Genomic DNA, 19,198 nt, shown 5'->3' on the forward strand with positions numbered 1-19,198 from the left:
GGAGGGCTTCGGTATGCAAATGAGCTGGATTCATTCTCCCTCCGCCTGGGGAACGGACATCCGCTGCCGCTGGATTCGGAGGGAGGGCTGCCTCTCCTTGGCTGTTTTGTTTCCAGGGCAAGGCTATTCCTGCGAAATGCCGCTGCTGCACTATGCCGGCAAGTCGGCGATGCAGGAGGGGTACGATCTTCTGCTGCTGGAATACGGCTATCAGGCGGCGCGCAGGGAGCCCGGTCCCTTCGAGGAGGCGATGGCTGCGGCAAGCGCCGATTGCGCGGCCGTCCTCAGGCCGGTGCTGGAGCGCTATGACCGCTTTGCCTTCATCGGCAAGAGCGTGGGAACCGTCCTCTCCAGCCGTACTCGGGAGGCTCTCGCGGAAGATTTGAGAGGCAAGGAATTCCGCCACATCTTCCTGACCCCGATCGGTCCGGCTATTCCCTCCATGCTGCGGGCGGGGGTCTGGTTGCAGTCGGGACAGCGGACCCGGTGTTCGGTCCGGAGGACATGCGGCGCACAGCGGCGGGCAATGGGGTCCGGCTGCTGGCGATCGACGGGGGCGACCATGGACTGGAGCTGCCGGATGCCGGGCAGTCGCTTGATATTCTTCGGGAGATCGTTTCCGCGGTCGGCATGTATTTGAAGGAAAGCTGAGGTTGGAGAAGATGCGAAAAGTGGACCGGAACAGCGAAGGCTGCTGCAGGAAGGGGATCCGGCCGAAGCGCGGAGCTTCGCGATCCGCCGGGCAGGCCTGCAGGCGCAGTATGCCCGTGCGCCGCTGCGCAGCACGGACCAATTCGAAGGGACCAGCAGACCTGTCTGTTTCCGGAAGAAGAGGCGGACCGTTTCTATTCCATCTTCAACGGAGAGGTTTCTTTCTTCGAGCTGATAGGCTGTTTTTTTGCTGCAACCCCTGGCAGGCGCTTGTCCCGCTGTCCCAGCTCCAGAAAAGGGGATCTCAGCGCTGTCCTGGCGGGGGATATCAAAAACCGGACCTGACCTTCGCCGCTGGATATGAAGCGAGCATTCTTCTCCTTCCGCGAAGGAGAAATCGTCAACATCAGCTCGAGAACCTAGCAAAGCGTAGCTGCGGACGGCACCGTGACACAGCCGGGCTACAAGCATTCTCAGGGTTCATGCGTGGCAATGCGGTCTGTACCAGAGCCATGCCGGCAATGAACCCGGAAGAGTGAAAATGCTAAGCCAGTAAACAATTTTAAACATAGAATAAAAAAGTTTATTTATGTTGAATGAAAATATTGCTCATGGTATGCTTTTTCTTGAAATCGTTCTCATTTCTTGAAGAAAAGGCAGGGATGCATCCATGACGAGCAAGGAATTCATAAGCCGCGAAGGCAGCCGGTTGATGCTTGGCGGCAAGCCGTTCCGGTTCGGGGGACCCAATATCTATTGGCTTGGGCTCGACGAAAATGTAGGCGGAGTGGATTGGCCGACCGAATTCCGGGTGCTCGACGCGCTGGATACCGCGGTTCAGATGGGTGCCGCCGTCGTTCGTTCGCACACGCTGGCAGCTTCCCAGGGATGCGCCAAGGCACTCTCGCCAAAGCGAGGGGAGTACAATGAAGAAGCGTTCCGCCGCGTGGACTTTGCCATCGCAGAGGCAGGCCGCCGGGGACTCCGGCTGCTGGTTCCTTTTGTGTGCAATTGGGCTTATTACCATGGGGGCAGGGAAACCTTCACCTCCTGGAGAGGGCTCGATGACCCCGAGCTGTTCTATAGGGATCGGGCCGTCATCGAGGACTTCAAGTCGTATATCAGCTTCGTGCTGAACAGAGTGAACAGCCTGACGGGCACAGCCTACAAGGAGGATCCGACGATCATGGCCTGGGAGCTGGGCAATGAGCTGAACGGGGCTCCGGCCGAATGGGTGCGGGAGATCGCCCGCCACATCAAGTCCGAGGACAGCCGCCACCTGGTCGCCCACGGCAAGCAGTTCGAGCTGGACCTCGACAAGCTCGGCATTGAAGAGCTGGACATTCTCGACGTCCACTATTACCCGGCCGATGCGGGCAAGCTTGCTGCTGATGCGGCTGCTACCGCAGAGGCCGGCAAGGTATATATCGCCGGGGAGTTCGGATGGCCGGATGGCGATCTGGAAGGCTTTCTCCGCCATGCCGAAGAGGATGAGAGAGTGGCGGGGACTCTATTCTGGTCGCTGTTCGGGCATGGCGACGAGGGTGGGTATGTGCCGCATTACGATGGGTTCTCGCTTCACTATCCCGGCACGGGCGTCAACGAAGAGATCGGCAGGCGGGTGCTGCGATTGCGCGAGCATGCCTTCCGGATGAGCGGCGAGACAGTTCCGGAGCATCCGATACCGGAGGCGCCAATCATCACGTCGGCCAAGGAGCAAATCGTTTTCCGCGGCGTAACCGGCGCCGCGATGTACACGCTCGAGCGCTCCAGCCGCGGAGCCGATGGGCCGTGGCAACTTGTATTTGATGCGCGGGCGGCGAATCACGATATGCCTTGGCGCGACCCGTTGCGGGCGCATTCCGCCACGGCGTGGTACCGCGTCAAGGCTTATGCGCCGGACGGACGGGCGGGGGCTTACTCGCCGGTCTATGAGTCGGAGGCGTTCACGCCGGTGAGCGGATAAGGATGAGTCGGAGGCGTTCGCGCCAGAAAGTGGATAAGGATGGGCGGGAGGCGTTTACGCCAGAGTGTGGAAGCTAGCCTTAGCTTGAGCCAAATGCAGTGAACCAGCCAGCCATTTCTTAGTACGGCCAGGAACAGATATAAGCGGTCATTGTCTAGTGGCACGGTCCAGCCGGCTAGGTTGTAGTGCCACGGTTAGAAACAGGTAAAGCCGGCTATGGTATCGTGCGACGCCCGGAACAGGCAAAGCCAACCATGGTTTAGTGCCACGGTCAAAAACAGATAAAGTCGGCTATTGTATCGTGCGACGCCAGAAACAAATAAAGCCCGTAGCTCTGAGAAACGAAATGCCGGGAACGGATATAGCCAGCCATGACGCAGAGAGTCCGCTGAGCAAATTCAATGAACTACTGCGCAAAATCAGCCCGACCGTATCCACTCGAAACTATCCACCCTCGAACTAAATTTTGAACCGCAACAACTAACTATTCTTTGGGCTACTGGCTGCTATCGGACATCAGATCCGTTATTTCGCCTGTTTAGCTGGAAAAGGGCTTCTATCGGACATCAGATCCGTTATTTGGATCGAAAAGGGCCAATTGTGGACTTAAGGCCTCAATTAGCGGATCTGATGTCCGTTAAATTTTTTTTAATGCCTGAAATTGAGGAAATAGCGGATCCTATGTCCGATAGGGCTTGACCATTTGTTGAACGGGGAATCGCTAAGCCTTCGAGAGGCGAGAGCTCCCAAATCAGCCGGATATTCATTGGATTATCGGTTTTAGACATCAAAACTGAGGCATGGAATTGTAAAAGGCATGGAACAAGGATTGAACAAGGATGGAACAAGGATGGAAAAGGCATAGAACAAGGATGGAACAAGGATGGAACAAGGATGGAACAAGGATGGAACAAGGATTGAACAAGGATTTAACAAGGATGGAACAAGGATGGAACAAGGATGGAACAAGGATGGAACAAGGATTGACCAAGGATGGAAGAGGCATGGAACAACAGGGTGATCCAGACATCATAGAGCCGTCCCGGCTATCCAAAAAAAAGCTGTCCCTGCCGTCAAAGGACGGAGGACAGCTTTTTCAATACCCGAACGATCAGCCCAGCAGGCCGAACTCGCGGCCGACCTTGAGCAGCGCCTGGCGGGCGAACTCGAGGTCCTCGGCCGAGTGGGAGGCCGTGATGATGAAGCGGACGCGGCCCTTGTCGGCCGCTACGGTCGGATACACGATCGCCGGAGCGAATACGCCTTCCTCGAGCAGGCGAGCCGAGAATTCCATCGTGCGGGCCGCATCGCCGATGACGATCGGGATGATCGGCGTCTCGCTGGCGCCGGTGTCGAAGCCGTCGCCCTGCAGCTGCGAGCGGAAGAAGTTCGCTGACGCCCACATGCGCTCGCCGAGCTCGGGGCTGCTGCGCAGGACGCGGATCGCCTCGAGACAGCTGGCTGCGACGGCCGGAGTCTGCGACGTGCTGAACAGGAACGGCCGCGCCTTGTGGATGAGGTACTCCTTGAGCGCGAGGCTGCCTGCCGCGTAGCCGCCGACGACGCCGACGGCCTTGGACAGCGTGCCGATCTGGATATGCACGCGGCCGTTCAGGCCGAAGTGGTCGGTCGTGCCCTTGCCGTTCTTGCCGAGAACGCCGCTCGCATGGGCGTCGTCGACGCAGACGATCGCGTCGTAACGCTCGGCCAGCTCGACGATGTCCGGCAGCGGAGCGATGTCGCCGTCCATGCTGAAGACGCCGTCGGTGACGATGTAGCGGCGGCTGAACGAGCTGGATTCCTTCAGAATTTCCTCCAGCTGGTTCATGTCCTTGTGCTTGAAGATGCGGCGGGCTGCCTTGGTCAGGCGGATGCCGTCGATGATGCTGGCATGATTGAGCTCGTCGCTGATGACGACGTCCTCTGCCTGCAGCAGCGTGCCGAACACGCCCTGGTTGGTCGTGAAGCCGGATTGGAACACCAGCGCGGCCTCCGTTCCCTTGAATTCGGCGAGCTCGCGCTCCAGCTGGTCATGGATGTCGAGCGTGCCCGAAATCGTGCGGACGGAGCCGCTGCCGACGCCGTACTTCTCGATCGCCTCGATCGCAGCCTGCTTCATCCGGGGATGATCGGTCAGACCCAGGTAGTTGTTGGAGGCCATCTGCAGAATGCGGCGGCCGCCCATCTCCATCCACGGGCCGGAGCCGCTCTCCCAAACGGCGGGCAGGCGATATCGCCCCTGCCGCTTCAGCTCCTCCAGTTCGTCCTTCAGTCCGTCTAGTCCAGCCATTGGCGGATCTCTCCTTTTTTGAACGGGGCCGCGTCGGCCCTTTAGTATGACTCTACTCGTGTTTGAACACGATCTTGGCGCATTGCCCGGAGCCCATCAGCTCGAACGCTTCCTCGAAGCGGTCAAGCGTGAACGTGTGGTCGACGAGCGGCCGCAGGTCGATCCGGCCCGCGTCGAGCAGGCCCTTGATCTGATGCCAGGTCTGGTACATTCTTCGGCCCGTGATTCCGTATACCTGCAAGCCCTTGAAAATGATGTGGCGGGCCAGGTCGATCGGCACCGCCTTGGACGGAATGCCGAGCAGCGAGACGCGTCCGGCGTTCGCCATCGCTTCGAGCAGGCTGTTGATCGCATGGCCGTTGCCCGACATCTCGAGGCCGACCTCGACGCCTGCGCCGTCCGTCAGGCCGCGCAGCTCCGCCGCGACATCCTTGCCCGGCTCCGACTTGATGCAGGCGTCCGCGCCGAGCTTGGCAGCCATGCCGAGCCGGTAGTCATGCAGGTCGACGGCGATGATCTTGCCCGCGCCGACCGCTTTGGCGACCTGGATCGCCATGAGGCCGATCGGGCCGCAGCCGATGACGGCGACGGACTTGCCGACGATGTCTCCCGCCATGACGGTGTGGACCGCGTTGCCGAGCGGATCCTGGAGACAGGCCAGCTCATGCGGCAGCGAAGGATCGTTGTGGATGATGTTGACGGCCTTGGTCACCGCGTATTCCGCGAAACAGCCCGGAGCGCTGATGCCAAAGCTGCGCGTGTTCGGGCATACATGCGCGTTGCCGGAGCGGCACTGCTTGCAGGTGCCGCAGACGATATGGCCCTCGGCCGACACATGGTCGCCGACGGCGACATTCGTGACAGCGCTTCCGACCGATTCGACGATGCCGGAGAATTCGTGGCCGAATACATTCGGCGTGACGACGTTCTGCTCCGCCCATTCATCCCAGTGATAAATATGCATATCGGTGCCGCAGATGGAGCTTGCCTTCACCTTGATGCGGACTTCGTCGTCGGCTATTTGCGGAATCGGCACTTCCATAAGCATGGCGCCGGCTTTGCGCTCCGCCTTGACCAAACCAATCATTTTATCCTTCATTTTTCATTCTCCTCTGATCAAGAATGATCGTCATAACGAACATATGTGCAGTATATGGTACTGCTTCGTAAGTAATAGTATATTAGTCGACCCTGCTTTGTAAACAACAAAAAACAACCTTCGGCGAAGGTTGTTGAATGGCGGAAAATCCTTATGGGGCGCGCGTTCGCGCCCGTTGGACGGACGTCCGCGAGGGGCAGACACGACCCCTCTAGAACGGGTAGAGAATGATGCTTTGAAGCTCTGTCTCCTCTTCGCCGGACTCATTGAGATACGTATGCGGCTGCCCGGCGTCGAAGCGGATCGCGTCGCCGGTTCCGGCCGTGTAAGACTGGTTGCCGATGACCATGCGGAGCGTTCCGCGAGTGACGGTGACGAACTCCTCGACGCCCTCGTGATGGGGCTCGGCCTCGTAGACGCAGCCGGGCAGCATGACAACCCGGTAGATCTCGAAGCGGGAGCTGTCGTTGTACGAAAACTGCGGGTAGCTCATGTATTTGCCGTCCCCGGCCAGAATCGGGGAGCGGACGGAAGCCTTCACGAGAGTGACGGACGGGCGCTCCTCTTCGATCAGGTCCGAGACGGAGATGCGCAGCCCGCTCGCGATTTTCCACAGCACCGTAATGGTCGGGTTGGAATCGGCGCGCTCGATCTGGGCCAGCATCGTCTTGCTGACCCCGGTCAGCTCGGACAGCTTGTCCAGGCTGTAGGCCCGGGCCTTGCGGATTTTCTTCAAGTTGCGGGCAACCCGCAGCACCATCGTGTCCACTGCCTAACCTCCATGCTTTTTTGTCTTGATCCGCAGATCCCAATGGAGGCCATGAGCGTTCATGTTTCCCTTTTGCCTGCAAACGCTCTTCTCAGCCGGAATCGGCATGTCTATCCGCTCGGTTCATTATCGTTTATTTTATCACGTCAGGCCGGTGAAGTGGCAAGTATATCTCCTCGATCTGCCTTTGCAAAGCAGATGACCGACGATCCTTGAGCAAGGGCCTAATTAAAAACAAATCGTACAAGAGCGTATGCAGGCTGAAGCTTATTCGAATAAAATAACACATCAATCTTTAACAGGAAAGGACCATGTTAAATTGAACAAAAACATAAAAAAACGGATTAAAGGCAAAAAAATTACCGGATCAGGTGCGAGGAGAATTGTATATGAATTTGGTAATGGCTATGTATTAAAAGTAGCTAAATCAAAAAATGGGATTAAAAGCAACAGAAGAGAGGTGTTTACATATATTTCTTCTCCGTCTCCAATAAGAAAACATCTTGCCGAAGTTATCAAATATGAGAACGAATATCGTTGGCTGACAATGAGAAGATACAATCAGAATTTTCCCCGATATAAAGAATATAAACGTAAACTTTACCGACTTAGAGCTAAATTCAGGAACTATGGCATTATTCCTTATGAAGTAGTAATGAAAAAGGATGGCAGTCCGAATTATAACAACTTGCGTGTAAAGAAAACCGGGGAAATTGTTGTGATTGATTATGGGAATTTTCAATATCGAGGCTGAAGCGGTTGCGTGAGAGAATGGAACTGCAAACTCCGAAGGAACTGCTATTCCAGGTGAGATTATGGGATCGGTTAGTTACCCTTCTTACTTTTTATGGCGGAAACGTTCAGGCTGCGGGTGATCGATGGAACGAAAGCTCAGTATTAGCCTTTATTGATGCTTCTGAAGCCGTGCAACGACCTTATTTCGCTCGGCTATCGGGTTATGTGCGAGATAAAATCAGTATGGTTATTAGCCGTCGTCCAGATAAGTGGTCCCGAATATGGTAGGAATGGAGGTGGCTTGATGAAACACAAATTCATCCGTAGCAAGATGAAAAAAGGGAAGCCTTTGCTGAATGATCGCGTTCTATCCCATCATGTTCCAAAAACCCATTGGTATCATGATGACACTCTTACTATGATGCTCGAAGCCTTCCCTGTAATATATATCAAACCCGATAAAGGTTCTGCGGGAACGGGGATAATCCGGGTCAAGAGACTCAATAGTTCCGAAAGCTTGATTTCGTTCAAAGCCATGTCCAAAATCTGTCCCAACACAAGCATCGTATCCGAAGTAGCGAAGAGAATGCGTCGCAATAAAAAATATATTATCCAGCAGGGGATTTCACTTGCAACCTATCGAAATAAACCTTTTGACCTGCGTGTTGTTCTCCAAAAACCCTCCGACCGGTGGTTGCTTACCTGGATGAGCGCCAAGGTCGCGCCAAGGTCCAATTCGATCGTTACCAACGTGGCAAAAGGAGCCCGGGATGCGAGAATAAAGGAAATCCTTCGAGGAGCCGACCAACCGCTAAACGTATCCAAGGTCCTGAAGGAGTTAACCGGCGTCTCCTACAAAATCGCACGTAAATTAGGCTCTCGTTTCCCTTTTCGAATCGTCGGATTGGATATGGGCATCGATAAGAAAGGAAAGGTATGGTTTATCGAGGCCAACACCAAACCGAGCTTTCACGGATTGAAGAAGTTCGACCCCGTCCAATATCGAATGTATCTCTCTGCAAAGAAGCAAATAGAAGCAAGCAGCTGAAAATAAGCAGTTCCTCTACATTACGATAACTATTAATCTTGGCTTTAAGACAAGAATTAATAGCTGATTAGAAGTCGTGTAATCACGGCTTCTTTTTGAATTTTTGGCATCTCAAGAGAGGCTGAACGAGGAAAATCCCCGGCAGGAAGCGGGGGCAAGTGAATGAAATTGCTTTGCTGCTTACATCAGAATAGGCGTTTGATTATATTAATTTATGAAGGAAGCTTGGGTTCATAGAAATGAGCTCGTAGGAAGGTTGCTGGGAAGGGTTCACAGGAAATCTAGCTGAGCGGGCAGTTGGACCATACCGGATGTCAAGCCGGCACATAGGATAGAAGTATCAATACGCATATTTGCGAGAAGGAGAGTGCAAGCTGACCAATTTCAATTTTCAGGTCACTCCGAGCGGCGGCAACCCTCTCTCTTCCGTCCATGGATTCCCTCCTTGAATAGGCTTGCATGGTTCTATTTTATCAAAGGAGAGCCGATTGCCGACGATGGAAAACGGGCGTAAAATACAACCTGAGCCGGCATGCATGGGCATTCAGGCGTCATTGCGGCGAGCGTTTTTTTCGGTTCGCTATGTCTGGATGCTGGCCATGGACATTGATTTAGGGGGAAATAGGATGACGGAAAAGGGAAACGTGGAGACCCGCTTGGACGAGCTCGGCATCGTGCTTCCGTCCGCAAGCGGACCGGCGGCCGCATACGCGAACTGCGTTCTGGCCGGAGGGTTGTTGTTTGTTTCCGGCAAGGGGCCGGCGGGGCAGCCGAAGGGCAAGCTGGGGACCGACTTCACGACCAGGGAAGGCATGGGATTTGCCCGCCAGGCCGGCATCGAGGTGCTGGCGGTCGTCCGGGAAGCACTCGGAAGCCTGGACCGGGTCAAGCGCGTCGTGAAGATCCAGGGCTTCGTCAATGCATCGCCGGAATTCGAGGAGCATCATCTTGTGCTCAACGGCTGCACGGAGCTCATGCTGGACGTATTCGGAGAAGAGAAGGGCATGCATGCCCGCTCCGTGCTGGGAGCCGCGTCGCTCCGGAACAATCTGCCCGTTATCCTGGATTCCATCTTCGAGGTGGAAGAGGAATGAAACGGCACTAATAGAGGAGAAATCTCTTCTCCACTATTTTAACCTAAGCCGTCTGGACTGTTCCCGGTCCAGTGGCTTTTTGCCATGCAAGCCATTCAAGCCGCAGCAGCTTGGACGTTGGTTCGCGGACCCAGCGGTTTTCGCCCTGAGAACCATTGTTGAGAGAAAAGTTTAAGTATGTTAACATTTTGTTGAAAACTGTCTACGATATCAAGGCAAAGGCGGGGCGCTTAATGGAATTGAATCTGAACGGCATGAAGTGGGAGCTCAAGGGCTTTTGGCCCTGGGTGCCGCTCAAAGGGACGAGCATGGAGATCGGGAGCGAGCTCCTCGGCGTCACGGAGTGGATTCCGGCGACCGTGCCGGGAGGCGTGCATCAGGATCTGTACCGGGCAGGGCTGATCGAGGACCCTTACCGCGATCTCAACAGCATCCATTGCGAGTGGATCGAGAACCGCTGGTGGGTATACCGGGCTTCCTTCGAACGTCCGGAGCTTGCGGACGAGCAGATCGAGCTGGTGTTCAAAGGGCTGGATTACGAGGCCATCATCAGCATGAACGGCGTGTATCTCGGTGATCACAAGGGCATGTACGAGCCGGCCGTCTTCAACGTGACCGATGCCATCAAGCTGAGGGAAACGACCGAGCTGCAGATCGTCTTGAAGCATGCGCCGGACGAAATGGGACAAATCGGCAAAACCTCCGAAACCTTTACGCAGAAAAGCCGCTTCAACTACAAGTGGGACTTCTCCACCCGCCTCGTGAATACGGGCATCTGGGACGATGTCGTGCTGCGCGTCCATCAAGCGGCGACGATCGGCGATGTCGCTCTCCATACCGATCTGAGGGGCGGAGAAGGCATCATCCGGCTGTCGGCGGAAGCCGTCCGCCGCGGAGAGCCGGCCGGAACGCTGCGCTGGCAGGTCGAGGTGGAGCCGCCGAATGGCGGATCGGCGCCGATTGGAGTTGTCGTCGATGAAGCGGTGCAAGGCTCCGAGGGAGCCACTGTCATCCGCATTCCCGAGCCGGCCGTCTGGTATCCGAACGGCTACGGCAGCCAGCCCCTCTACCGGGTGTCGATCCGGCTGCTGGACGATACGGGCGTGCTGGATGAGCGCGTGATGGACGCCGGCATCCGCAGCCTCGGCTACGTCCGGAACGAGGAGGCGCCTGAAGACTCGCTTCCGTACACCTTCGTCGTCAACGGCGAGAAGATCTACATCCAGGGAGCCAACCTGACGCCGCTCGACCATCTGTACGGAAATGCCGGACCGGAGAGATACGAGTGGATCGTACGGCTGGCCAAGGATTGCGGAATGAACATGCTGCGCATCTGGGGCGGCGGCATCATCGAGAAGCCGTACCTGTACGAGCTGTGCGACCGCCACGGCATCCTGATCTGGCAGGAATTCATCCAATCCAGCTCGGGCATCGACAACGAGCCTTCCAAGAAGCCGGCCTTCATCGAGCTGCTCGGCCGTACGGCCGGGACGGCGCTGAAATCCCGGCGCAACCATGTGTCGCTGACCGTATGGAGCGGCGGCAACGAGCTCATGAGCGAGCAGAATCGGCCATCGACCTACGAGGACTCCAACCTGGCCTATTTGCGGGAGCTGGTCGAGGCGCATGATCCGCAGCGGCTGTTCCTGCCGACTTCCGCGTCGGGGCCTGTCCAGTATATTACGGCGGAGAAGGGCGTGAGCCACGATGTCCACGGCCACTGGAAGTATCAGGGCAATCCCGGGCATTACGAGCTGTATGGAGACGTGGACCATCTGTTCCACAGTGAATTCGGAGTGGACGGCGTCAGCTCGGCGAAGAGCCTCCGCAAGTTTTTGAGCCCCGTCCATCTGAAGCCGGTCTCGATGCAGGACAACCTCGTCTGGAGGCATCACGGGGAATGGTGGGATACCTTCGGCCGGGATACGGAGCTGTTCGGCGAATTCGCGGACTTGCCCGCCTTCGTACAGGCGAGCCAGTGGATCCAGTCCGAAGGGCTGCGCTTCATTCTGGAGGCGAACCGGCGCAGGGCGTTCCGCAACAGCGGCAGCATCATCTGGCAGCTCAACGAGCCTTGGCCGAACGCCAGCTGCACGAATCTCGTCGATTATTACATGGAGCCGAAGCTGGCCTATTACGGGGTGCGCAAAGCATTCGAGGGCTCCCATGCGTCGCTGGACTACCGCAGCCTGACCTGGCGCGCGGGAGAGACGTTCACGGCGGGGGTGTTCGCTCATTTCGCCGACGGGGAGAACATGGAGATCGAGGCGCAGGTGCTGGATACGGCGGGAAAGGTGCTGGATGCGAGGTCTTTCGCAGCTTCTTCGGAGGCGGATCCGCAGGCGGATGGCAGCGGGCTGCGTCGCAGAGGCTCCGCAGCGGCGGGACGGCTTGAGTTCGCGGTGCCTCACACACGCGATGGCTTGTTCCTCGTCCGGCTCCTCTACGGACCGGAACGCAAGGATAACGTCTACGTGTTCTCGACGCTGGCGGAGCATCCGTTCCGTCCGGCTCTGGAGCTGAGCGGGGCGAGCCTGGCGGTTGAACCGCTGACGGGCTGGGAGCCTGAATCGGGCGAAGAGGGCTTGTCGGATATCTATCCGCGAGTCGGAGTGGCCGCGTCGGTCATCCATCCCGTTGTGCGCCGGTACCTTGTTCGCAACGAAGGCGCATTGATCGCGCTGCACATCATGCCGGAGGAAAGCTCGGACCGCTGGTGGACGGTGGCGGACGAGGCCGGCTTCATGCTGCTGCCCGGCGAGAGCCGGGAAGTGTCCGTCGTCTGCACGCCGCGCGTGAACGATGTGTTCAGCGGATCGCTGGATGCAGCGGATGCGGGAAATGTTCCGCAAGTCGCATTTGTTTGCCTGGGCGAAAAACAGCAATGAGATGCGGTTTTGGAGCAGCCTTTCGGGGCTGCTCTTTTTGTTTGCCTGAAGAGACCTCCCGAACCATCCAAGCGGGGCTTATCCCGTTCTGACGGGTAGTCCTTGGCAAGCTTTTCCGGAAATTAGAATTCTCCCTTCCAACTATCTTTTTTCTATTCTTTATTATGGGTAAGAATGGAATTGAAGAGGCGATGCCATTTTACTTCAAAGGCATGGAAGGAGGTGCCCCGATGTCCTGCAAGCAGGAGCAACGGGCATGGAGCAGCGCGGACGGAACGCCGATCCATGGCTGCAGGTGGATACCCGAGGGGAAGGAACCGGAGGCGGTGATCGGGATCGTGCACGGACTGGGTGAGCATGCGGGCGCGTACGACCATGTGGCGGATTGGTTCACGGACAAAGGATATGCCGTTTATGCCTTCGATCAATGGGGACACGGGCTGACGGCCGGCAGACGTGGGGATTGTCCGGACTACGAGGCGCTGCTTGAGCCTGTCCGGCTTATGCTCGGCGATATCGGCTCGCAGCATCGGGGCTTGCCGGTGTTTCTGTTCGGGCACAGCATGGGCGGAAATGTCGCTTTGAACTATGCTTTGCGCCTCAAGCCGGATGTCGCCGGCGTCATCGCGGCGGGGCCATGGCTCAAGCTGGCGGTTGCGCCGCCGCCTGTGCGGCAGCTGCTCATCCGACTTCGGAAGCGGCTGCAGCCCGGGTATCGGCATCTCCTCGCGAATGCCCGCGGGACGTCGGATCCGGAGATGCAGCTCCGCTATGCGGCCGACCCGCTGCGGCACGGGCGGATTACGCTGCGCACGCTGACCGGCGTCAGGAGCGCCGGGCGCTGGGCGCTCAAGCACGCCCATGAGCTGGAGATTCCGCTGCTGCTCATGCATGGAAGCGCGGATCAGATCACCTCCTGCCGGGCAAGCCGAGTTTTTGCCAGCCGTGCGGGGAGCAGATGCACTTACCGCGAATGGTCAGGCTTTCGGCATGAGCTGCATGCCGAGAGAGGACGGCGAGAGGTGCTGGCGTTCGCAGCGGATTGGATGGCCGGCATCAAGTCGGAAGAGGTGTACGAATAAGGAGCCGAATGTATCCTTTCCGAATCAAAAGCGGCAGCCGTTTTTTCGAGGCCACTGAAAATGTGTCGCTGCAAACGGAAATCATTCTTCCGATCGCTGTTGTCCCCAGATTTCTCTGTTTTCTGCCGCTTTTAGCGGTTGAAATCCGGGGACAAAGGCGACCACATCCGTTTCTCCAGAACGATTTCGCGCCTTACGCTACTTTTTCAGTGGCCTCGTTTTTTCGGCAGCCGCTTTTCGAGTTTATTTGCCCAGAAACCCTCCCTCGGACCGAATGACCTGGCCGGTAATCCAGCCTGAAGCATCGCCGGCGAGGAAGGCGATGCCGCGAGCGGCGTCCTCGGGCATGCCGATCCGGCCCATGGGGAACATGGGGAGGAAGCGTTCCCGCAGCTCCCCGTCGATCCAGCCGGTGTCGGTCGGTCCGGGATCGAAGCCGTTGACGGTGATGCCGAGCGGAGCAAGCGCGACCGAAAGGGGCTCGATGATGCCGATGACAGCGCCTTTGGTGGCGATATAGGCGAGATTGCCGGGATCAGGCCCTTTGGACACGAGAAAGACGATTCTCCCCGGCGTCTGAGAAGGAAGGCTGCTCTCGAGCCGCTTGGCGAATTCCGTGCTGAGCAGGACGGTGCCGCGCACGTTCACGGCATGATGACGGTCGAGAATGGCGGCGTCCAGCTCGCGGAAGCCTGCATGCCGCTCGTAGGTCGCATTGTTGACGAGGACGGACGGCGGCCTGCCGAAGGCTTCCTCCACGGCGTCCAGAATCGCTGCCGGCGATGCCGGATCGGCCAGGTCTGCTTCCATGTGCGCGGCCCTCGCCCCGATCGCCGCGAGCTCGCGGACGAGCTGGTCCGGCCATCCCGGAGCGGCTCCGTTGCCCTCCTCTTTGTCAAAAGCACCCCAATGCGTGAAAAAAACGTCCATGCCCGCTGCAGCCAATGCCCGGCAAACCGCCGTGCCGATCCCTTCCGGCCTGCTGGCGCCCGTGACGAGCGCGATGCTTCTCGCCTCTTTCATGAAATCCACTCCCCTGATTCAACCCTTCATGCCTTAAATCTACCGTCCGTCCGGACGATTGGCGAGGTAAACTTTTTCTTTAACCGATATGCCCCGTCGCCAGACTTCTTTGCCGCCATCGGCCGCCTGAGCTGGAGGCTGGAATAACGACGGCTCGAGCCGAATACCTATGAGGAGGGAGCAGGCCGGACAAGCGGACGAACCGGACGGAACGTGCGCGAAAAGGGGGCGGAAGATGAAAACGAGCATTATCATCCTGACGCATGATCAGCTGGAGTATACGATGAGATGCCTGGCGAGCATCATCTCGCACACGAAAGATTACGAGCTTGTCCTCGTCGACAACGGCTCCAGCGACGGCACGCCCGAGATGATCCGGAGAATGGGCTGCAAGGCCGTCTTCAATGCCGGCAACGCGGGCTTCGCGAAAGGCTGCAATCAAGGCTTGGAGCTTGCCGACGGCGAATTCGTGCTGTTTCTCAACAACGACACGGTGGTGACGGAGGGCTGGCTGGAAGCGATGCTGCGGGCGCTGGAATCCGACCGCACCGCCGGGATGACTGGCCCGGTGTCCAACTATGCGAGCGGACAGCAGCAGGTGGAAACCGATTACGGTCCCGGCCTGGAAGGGATAGGGGCATTCGCCGCCGCGCGCTCGGCGGCCTGGCAGGGCAAGACGATGGAAGTGCCCCGGCTGGTCGGCTTCTGCCTGCTGCTGCCGCGCGATCTGGCGCTGGAAATGGGCGGCTTCGACGAGCGCTTCGGCCTGGGCAACTATGAGGACGACGACCTGTGCATGAGAATCCGCAGCCGCGGCTACCGGCTGGTCGTCGCCTGCGATTCGTTCATCCACCATTACGGCCATGTGACGGTCAATGCGCTGGAGGATTTCGACCTGACGGCATTGCTCAGCGTGAACCGGGAAATCGCCCGGCGCAAATGGGGCGAAGATCTGATCGACCTCATCTACAAGGTCCAGCCTACGCTGACCTTATGCGTCGGCGCCGGTCCGGATGCCGGGCAGGAGCAGATGGAGCGGACTCTGGACAGTATGGCCGGGCTGGCCGACGTAATCCTGCTCGTCCACTATGGAGGCAGGGAAAGCCGCGAGTCCGTGCACCGGACCGGCCTGATCCGCAATCTCAAGACGGTCTACGCCGAAGCGGAGGGGGAGCAGGGAGCGGAGGCGAATGGGGTGGCGGCCGGACTGAGCGAAGCCGGGTGTGAATTCATGCTGTGGCTGCGGGCGGGCGAGGAGCTGCACCGGGATGATGCGCTCGCGTTCCGAAGCTTCCGGCGTTGTCTGAGCGCGGACATTCCGCTCGTTGCTTTCTCCTCGATTGGCTCTTCCCAGCCTGTGCGGATGGCTCTCTGCACCGGCGGCCTGCGCTGGGACCATGCGCTTGGGTTTGCGGCTGCTGGCGGAGACGAACGGCCGTATCAGCTGGACATCCGGGTGGGCGGCAGCGCCTGGGCGAGTCCATGAAGAAGCAAGGCCATAGCGGTCCCCGCAACGGAGCGGAATGCGGCAGCTCAGGCCCGGCGTTACCTTCGAGACCAAATGCTACGAGGAGGATTGGCGGGAGCTGCTGCAGACGGATCGGCTGAGGCAGGCGATCGAGCGCCATGAGCATTCTTTTGCCGAGAAAATTCTGTACATCAACAACGTCAGGCGCCCGGAGCTGGTTGCGCGGCATGCGCAGCGCCTGGTGGATGAAGGCGTCCTGACGTCCTACGCGGTCGTGGAAGCATTCAGCGGGGAGGCGCTGGATTTCTTCGGTCTGAGCCGGGACAGCTTCGAGGGAGGCTACTATTATTCTATCGCGGAGCTCGTCGCCATCTACCGGTGCCGGACGGAATATCTCCTCCACTGTTCGGGAGACTCGATGCTGGACGATACGCTGCCCTGGATCTCCCCTTCCCTGGAGCGGATGCGCGCCCAGCCTGCCCTTGTATGCGCGAGTCCGGTTCCGAACGGCAAGGAGGAGGAGCGTCAGGAGGCATTCGCCGCCGATGAGGATTTCTACATCGGTTACGGCTTCTCCGATCCGTGACGAATGGGCGGCACGCGCTTCCATGGACATCGTTATCACTACGATTGGGTCGCGAAGCCGCCTGGCTGGTACGCCGTCAGGTAGGGCTGCGAGGCCCGAAACGGAATGCCGGCAAGCAGGGTTGCGGCTCGATCGGAGCGCACGCACGGTAGGCTGCAAGACCGGCATAAACACGAATGCTGCCCATAAAGGGCTTATTGACCAGGCACGTAAAAAGGCTGCCGTGCGGCAGCCTTTTTGTCCTGCGGAGCAAGCTTATTCCGTGTCTGAATAATAACGGCTAAACGCCTGCCATTCGGCAAACAAAGACTTGGCCGCAGCGGAAATGCCTTTGGGAGCCAGAATGCCGAGACCGGAGGAAGGTGCTGGAAGTTTCTCGCGGGATGGCGCTCCGACAGCTCTCCCCACAGCTTCCAGACGCCGAAGTCCGCGATCTTGACCTCGTATCTCCATAGAAGACGACTAAGCGAACGTAAAGTTGTGGCGGGATGGAGTTGGACAGGAGGGCTTGCATGCCGGCCAGGTGGGTAAAAATAGACTGGAGAAGAGCGCAGGAGTTCCACAACCGAAACAAGGAGTTGAACAAGCCATGATAAAAATCGTGCTTGTCCGCCATGGTCAGAGCGAGTATAACGCACAGAACCGCTTTACGGGGTGGACGGACGTCGATCTGACCGACACCGGCAAGGAGGAGGCCCGCCGTGCCGGGGAGATTCTCCGTCAGAACGACTATGTGTTCGACGTCGCGTATACGTCGGTGCTGAAGCGCGCCATCCGGACGCTCTGGATCATTCAGGATGAAATGAGCCTGCTCTGGATTCCGACGGACAAGACCTGGATGCTCAACGAACGGCATTACGGCGCCCTGCAGGGGCTCAACAAGGAGGAGACGGCGCAGGAGTACGGGGAAGAGCAGGTCTATCTGTGGCGCAGATCCGTGACCGTCCGGCCGCCGGCGCTGGATAAGGACGATGAGCGCTATGAGGGAAGGGATCCGCGCTACAAGGATATCAAGGACCGGGTGCCGGTGACGGAGAATCTGGACGATACGGAGCAGAGGGTGCTGGATTATTGGAGAGAGAAGGTCGAGCCTTCGCTCCATGAGAACCGGCGGGTGCTGATCGTCGCTCATGGCAACACGATCCGGGCGCTGGTCCGCTATCTGGACGACATCCCGGGCGACGACATCGCGACGCTCAACATCCCGACCGGAACGCCGCTCGTGTACGAGCTCGGGGATGACCTGAAGCCGGTCCGTCATTACTATCTGGAGGAAAACAAGGAGAAGACCGATGTCAAGGAAGCGGCTCAAGGCGCTCCCGACGTCCGGTCGGAATAGTCGCCGGCGGCTTCCGCCGCGTCGCTGCAGTCTGCATAGCCGTACCGATTTCGTCATCGAAGCCGGACGGCTGTTTTTGTCTTCTTGCCGGTTGCCGTCAGCGGCTGCGCCAGGCCCGGGCCACGCTGGCCGGCGGCTGCGAATCCAGCTTCAGAAGGAAGTCGCGGGTGCCGTTGTAGGCGTCGGTCCAGCCCATTTTCGCATAAAAGCGAAGGCCGTCCAGTCCTTTCATATAGTAGGCGCCCAGCAGCCTCTCGTTGAAATCTGGAATCGTGATTCCTGCTTTCTCCTGGAAGTCTCGATAGGCGCGAACGACTCCGAGTCTCTCCATATGCCGGTCCAGAATCGCGAGATCGACAAGATAATCGCCATAAGCGCAGTTGCCGTCAATGATGCCGGTAATGCGGGTGCCGCTGGACAGAATGTTCCACTGGTGAAAATCTCCATGGATGAAGCTGCGGTGGGGTTCATTGTAAGGCGCGTAAGCCATCAGCCGGCTATAGCACTCGTCGAACACGTCCTTTTCCAGGCAAGTGCTGCGGAACAAGCCATGCCAGTTCTCCCAGAAGGTGCCCGTCTGATCCTCCGCGAACGAGGCCGTCAAGTAGTCCTTCCAGGTCGGATGCTTTCCATTGCCGTCCGGCCCGATCCACCCATAGCCGCTCGTAAACCCTATGTCCACCTGATTGAGCCGCGTCAAAATCCCGATAAGCTCCGGCAGCTGCCCGGCTTGCTGCTCGGGGGTGCAGGCAGCGAGGCTGCCGCCATCGATCCGTTCCATGATGACGTAGGCCAAGTTTCCATGCTTCCCTTGTCCCAAACATCGGGGATACGGGATTCCCTGGCCGGACAGCAGCTCCGATAGGAACCGTTCGGTCTCGTAGGCTCCTTCCAGGTCGCTGAACTTGATCACATGCCCTGTTCCTTCGTGGTTGAAGGAGAAGACGCTGCTCAAGTTGCCGCCGTCCATGGACTTTATCTCCGTTGCGATTGATCCTAGATGAGCCTTCACCACGTCCTCGACTTCGCTTTCAGCCACGCTTGGCTTGTTGTAGGCCGTCATGGTCCGCACTTCCCTTCGTTGCGGCGCAAGGAGAGAGCCCGCATTTCCTTTCATCCCTACTATAGACGGATCAGCCTTCGCGTTCGAGGGAGAGGAT

Annotated in this window: 16 protein-coding genes; 11 read left to right on the forward strand and 5 right to left on the reverse strand. The window is 58.2% G+C overall.

The features are described 5' to 3' along the window. Window positions 1-13 precede the first annotated feature (13 nt). The 3 genes from AC06G8_RS04180 to AC06G8_RS04190 all read left to right on the forward strand — a co-directional run bounded on the left by AC06G8_RS04180 (window position 14) and on the right by AC06G8_RS04190 (window position 3,638). Window positions 14-640 carry a hypothetical protein gene (locus AC06G8_RS04180; RefSeq protein WP_480284472.1) on the forward strand — a complete coding sequence of 209 codons (627 nt, stop codon included), beginning with the start codon at window positions 14-16 and terminating at the stop codon, window positions 638-640. A gap of 681 nt (window positions 641-1,321) precedes the next feature. Then, window positions 1,322-2,617 (forward strand): glycoside hydrolase 5 family protein, encoded by a 1,296-nt coding sequence (locus tag AC06G8_RS04185; RefSeq protein ID WP_480284473.1) that lies wholly within the window; start codon window positions 1,322-1,324, stop codon window positions 2,615-2,617. Window positions 2,618-3,500: 883 nt separating this feature from the next. Next, window positions 3,501-3,638, forward strand: coding sequence for a hypothetical protein (locus AC06G8_RS04190; RefSeq protein ID WP_480284474.1), 138 nt, complete (start codon window positions 3,501-3,503; stop codon window positions 3,636-3,638). 90 nt (window positions 3,639-3,728) lie between these two features. On the opposite strand, the gene AC06G8_RS04195 is transcribed toward AC06G8_RS04190, so the two are convergent. The 3 genes from AC06G8_RS04195 to AC06G8_RS04205 form a co-directional block, all read right to left on the reverse strand. Further along, the gene (locus AC06G8_RS04195; RefSeq protein WP_480284475.1) at window positions 3,729-4,907 is read right to left on the reverse strand and encodes a glycine C-acetyltransferase; all 1,179 of its coding nucleotides are present in this window, start codon (window positions 4,905-4,907) and stop codon (window positions 3,729-3,731) included. Window positions 4,908-4,959: 52 nt separating this feature from the next. Further along, the gene (tdh, locus tag AC06G8_RS04200; RefSeq protein WP_480284476.1) at window positions 4,960-6,006 is read right to left on the reverse strand and encodes an L-threonine 3-dehydrogenase; all 1,047 of its coding nucleotides are present in this window, start codon (window positions 6,004-6,006) and stop codon (window positions 4,960-4,962) included. Between the two features lie 211 nt (window positions 6,007-6,217). Beyond that, on the reverse strand, window positions 6,218-6,766 hold the full coding sequence (locus tag AC06G8_RS04205) for a helix-turn-helix domain-containing protein (RefSeq protein WP_175619213.1): 549 nt from the start codon (window positions 6,764-6,766) through the stop codon (window positions 6,218-6,220). Window positions 6,767-7,094: 328 nt separating this feature from the next. Between AC06G8_RS04205 and AC06G8_RS04210 the strand changes: the two genes are divergently transcribed. The 5 genes from AC06G8_RS04210 to AC06G8_RS04230 all read left to right on the forward strand — a co-directional run bounded on the left by AC06G8_RS04210 (window position 7,095) and on the right by AC06G8_RS04230 (window position 13,622). After that, entirely contained in the window at window positions 7,095-7,529 is a 435-nt protein-coding gene (locus tag AC06G8_RS04210; RefSeq protein WP_480284477.1) for a hypothetical protein, read from the forward strand. A gap of 285 nt (window positions 7,530-7,814) precedes the next feature. Next, on the forward strand, window positions 7,815-8,558 hold the full coding sequence (locus tag AC06G8_RS04215; RefSeq protein WP_480284478.1) for a YheC/YheD family protein: 744 nt from the start codon (window positions 7,815-7,817) through the stop codon (window positions 8,556-8,558). A 626-nt stretch (window positions 8,559-9,184) separates the two neighbouring features. Continuing rightward, on the forward strand, window positions 9,185-9,652 hold the full coding sequence (locus AC06G8_RS04220; protein WP_480284479.1) for a RidA family protein: 468 nt from the start codon (window positions 9,185-9,187) through the stop codon (window positions 9,650-9,652). Between the two features lie 233 nt (window positions 9,653-9,885). Next, entirely contained in the window at window positions 9,886-12,540 is a 2,655-nt protein-coding gene (locus AC06G8_RS04225) for a glycoside hydrolase family 2 protein (protein WP_480284480.1), read from the forward strand. A gap of 230 nt (window positions 12,541-12,770) precedes the next feature. Further along, on the forward strand, window positions 12,771-13,622 hold the full coding sequence (locus AC06G8_RS04230) for an alpha/beta hydrolase (protein WP_480284481.1): 852 nt from the start codon (window positions 12,771-12,773) through the stop codon (window positions 13,620-13,622). Window positions 13,623-13,865: 243 nt separating this feature from the next. Here AC06G8_RS04230 and AC06G8_RS04235 read toward each other — a convergent pair whose 3' ends face one another. After that, window positions 13,866-14,645, reverse strand: coding sequence for an SDR family oxidoreductase (locus tag AC06G8_RS04235; protein ID WP_480284482.1), 780 nt, complete (start codon window positions 14,643-14,645; stop codon window positions 13,866-13,868). Window positions 14,646-14,880: 235 nt separating this feature from the next. Here AC06G8_RS04235 and AC06G8_RS04240 point away from each other — a divergent pair, with 235 nt between their 5' ends. The 3 genes from AC06G8_RS04240 to gpmA all read left to right on the forward strand — a co-directional run bounded on the left by AC06G8_RS04240 (window position 14,881) and on the right by gpmA (window position 18,038). Beyond that, on the forward strand, window positions 14,881-16,131 hold the full coding sequence (locus tag AC06G8_RS04240; RefSeq protein WP_480284483.1) for a glycosyltransferase family 2 protein: 1,251 nt from the start codon (window positions 14,881-14,883) through the stop codon (window positions 16,129-16,131). A 37-nt stretch (window positions 16,132-16,168) separates the two neighbouring features. Further along, the gene (locus AC06G8_RS04245) at window positions 16,169-16,699 is read left to right on the forward strand and encodes a hypothetical protein (protein ID WP_480284484.1); all 531 of its coding nucleotides are present in this window, start codon (window positions 16,169-16,171) and stop codon (window positions 16,697-16,699) included. Between the two features lie 589 nt (window positions 16,700-17,288). After that, entirely contained in the window at window positions 17,289-18,038 is a 750-nt protein-coding gene (gpmA, locus tag AC06G8_RS04250) for a 2,3-diphosphoglycerate-dependent phosphoglycerate mutase (protein WP_480284485.1), read from the forward strand. A 97-nt stretch (window positions 18,039-18,135) separates the two neighbouring features. Here gpmA and AC06G8_RS04255 read toward each other — a convergent pair whose 3' ends face one another. Then, window positions 18,136-19,101, reverse strand: a complete 966-nt coding sequence (locus tag AC06G8_RS04255) for a phosphotransferase family protein (protein ID WP_447662469.1) — start codon at window positions 19,099-19,101, stop codon at window positions 18,136-18,138. Window positions 19,102-19,198 lie beyond the last annotated feature (97 nt).

Source organism: Paenibacillus sp. SJS-P3, assembly GCF_056711585.1.

What these genes read in the sequence shown, in the direction of transcription:
- gpmA (WP_480284485.1), top strand. Translation starts at nt 17,289, where the DNA reads ATGATAAAAATCGTGCTTGTCCGCCATGGTCAGAGCGAGTATAACGCA.
- AC06G8_RS04225 (WP_480284480.1), top strand. Translation starts at nt 9,886, where the DNA reads ATGGAATTGAATCTGAACGGCATGAAGTGGGAGCTCAAGGGCTTTTGG.
- AC06G8_RS04215 (WP_480284478.1), top strand. Translation starts at nt 7,815, where the DNA reads ATGAAACACAAATTCATCCGTAGCAAGATGAAAAAAGGGAAGCCTTTG.
- AC06G8_RS04180 (WP_480284472.1), top strand. Translation starts at nt 14, where the DNA reads ATGCAAATGAGCTGGATTCATTCTCCCTCCGCCTGGGGAACGGACATC.
- AC06G8_RS04235 (WP_480284482.1), bottom strand. Translation starts at nt 14,645, where the DNA reads ATGAAAGAGGCGAGAAGCATCGCGCTCGTCACGGGCGCCAGCAGGCCG.
- AC06G8_RS04220 (WP_480284479.1), top strand. Translation starts at nt 9,185, where the DNA reads ATGACGGAAAAGGGAAACGTGGAGACCCGCTTGGACGAGCTCGGCATC.
- AC06G8_RS04185 (WP_480284473.1), top strand. Translation starts at nt 1,322, where the DNA reads ATGACGAGCAAGGAATTCATAAGCCGCGAAGGCAGCCGGTTGATGCTT.
- AC06G8_RS04230 (WP_480284481.1), top strand. Translation starts at nt 12,771, where the DNA reads ATGTCCTGCAAGCAGGAGCAACGGGCATGGAGCAGCGCGGACGGAACG.
- AC06G8_RS04190 (WP_480284474.1), top strand. Translation starts at nt 3,501, where the DNA reads ATGGAACAAGGATGGAACAAGGATGGAACAAGGATTGAACAAGGATTT.
- AC06G8_RS04245 (WP_480284484.1), top strand. Translation starts at nt 16,169, where the DNA reads ATGCGGCAGCTCAGGCCCGGCGTTACCTTCGAGACCAAATGCTACGAG.
- AC06G8_RS04240 (WP_480284483.1), top strand. Translation starts at nt 14,881, where the DNA reads ATGAAAACGAGCATTATCATCCTGACGCATGATCAGCTGGAGTATACG.
- AC06G8_RS04195 (WP_480284475.1), bottom strand. Translation starts at nt 4,907, where the DNA reads ATGGCTGGACTAGACGGACTGAAGGACGAACTGGAGGAGCTGAAGCGG.
- AC06G8_RS04255 (WP_447662469.1), bottom strand. Translation starts at nt 19,101, where the DNA reads ATGACGGCCTACAACAAGCCAAGCGTGGCTGAAAGCGAAGTCGAGGAC.
- AC06G8_RS04205 (WP_175619213.1), bottom strand. Translation starts at nt 6,766, where the DNA reads ATGGTGCTGCGGGTTGCCCGCAACTTGAAGAAAATCCGCAAGGCCCGG.
- tdh (WP_480284476.1), bottom strand. Translation starts at nt 6,006, where the DNA reads ATGAAGGATAAAATGATTGGTTTGGTCAAGGCGGAGCGCAAAGCCGGC.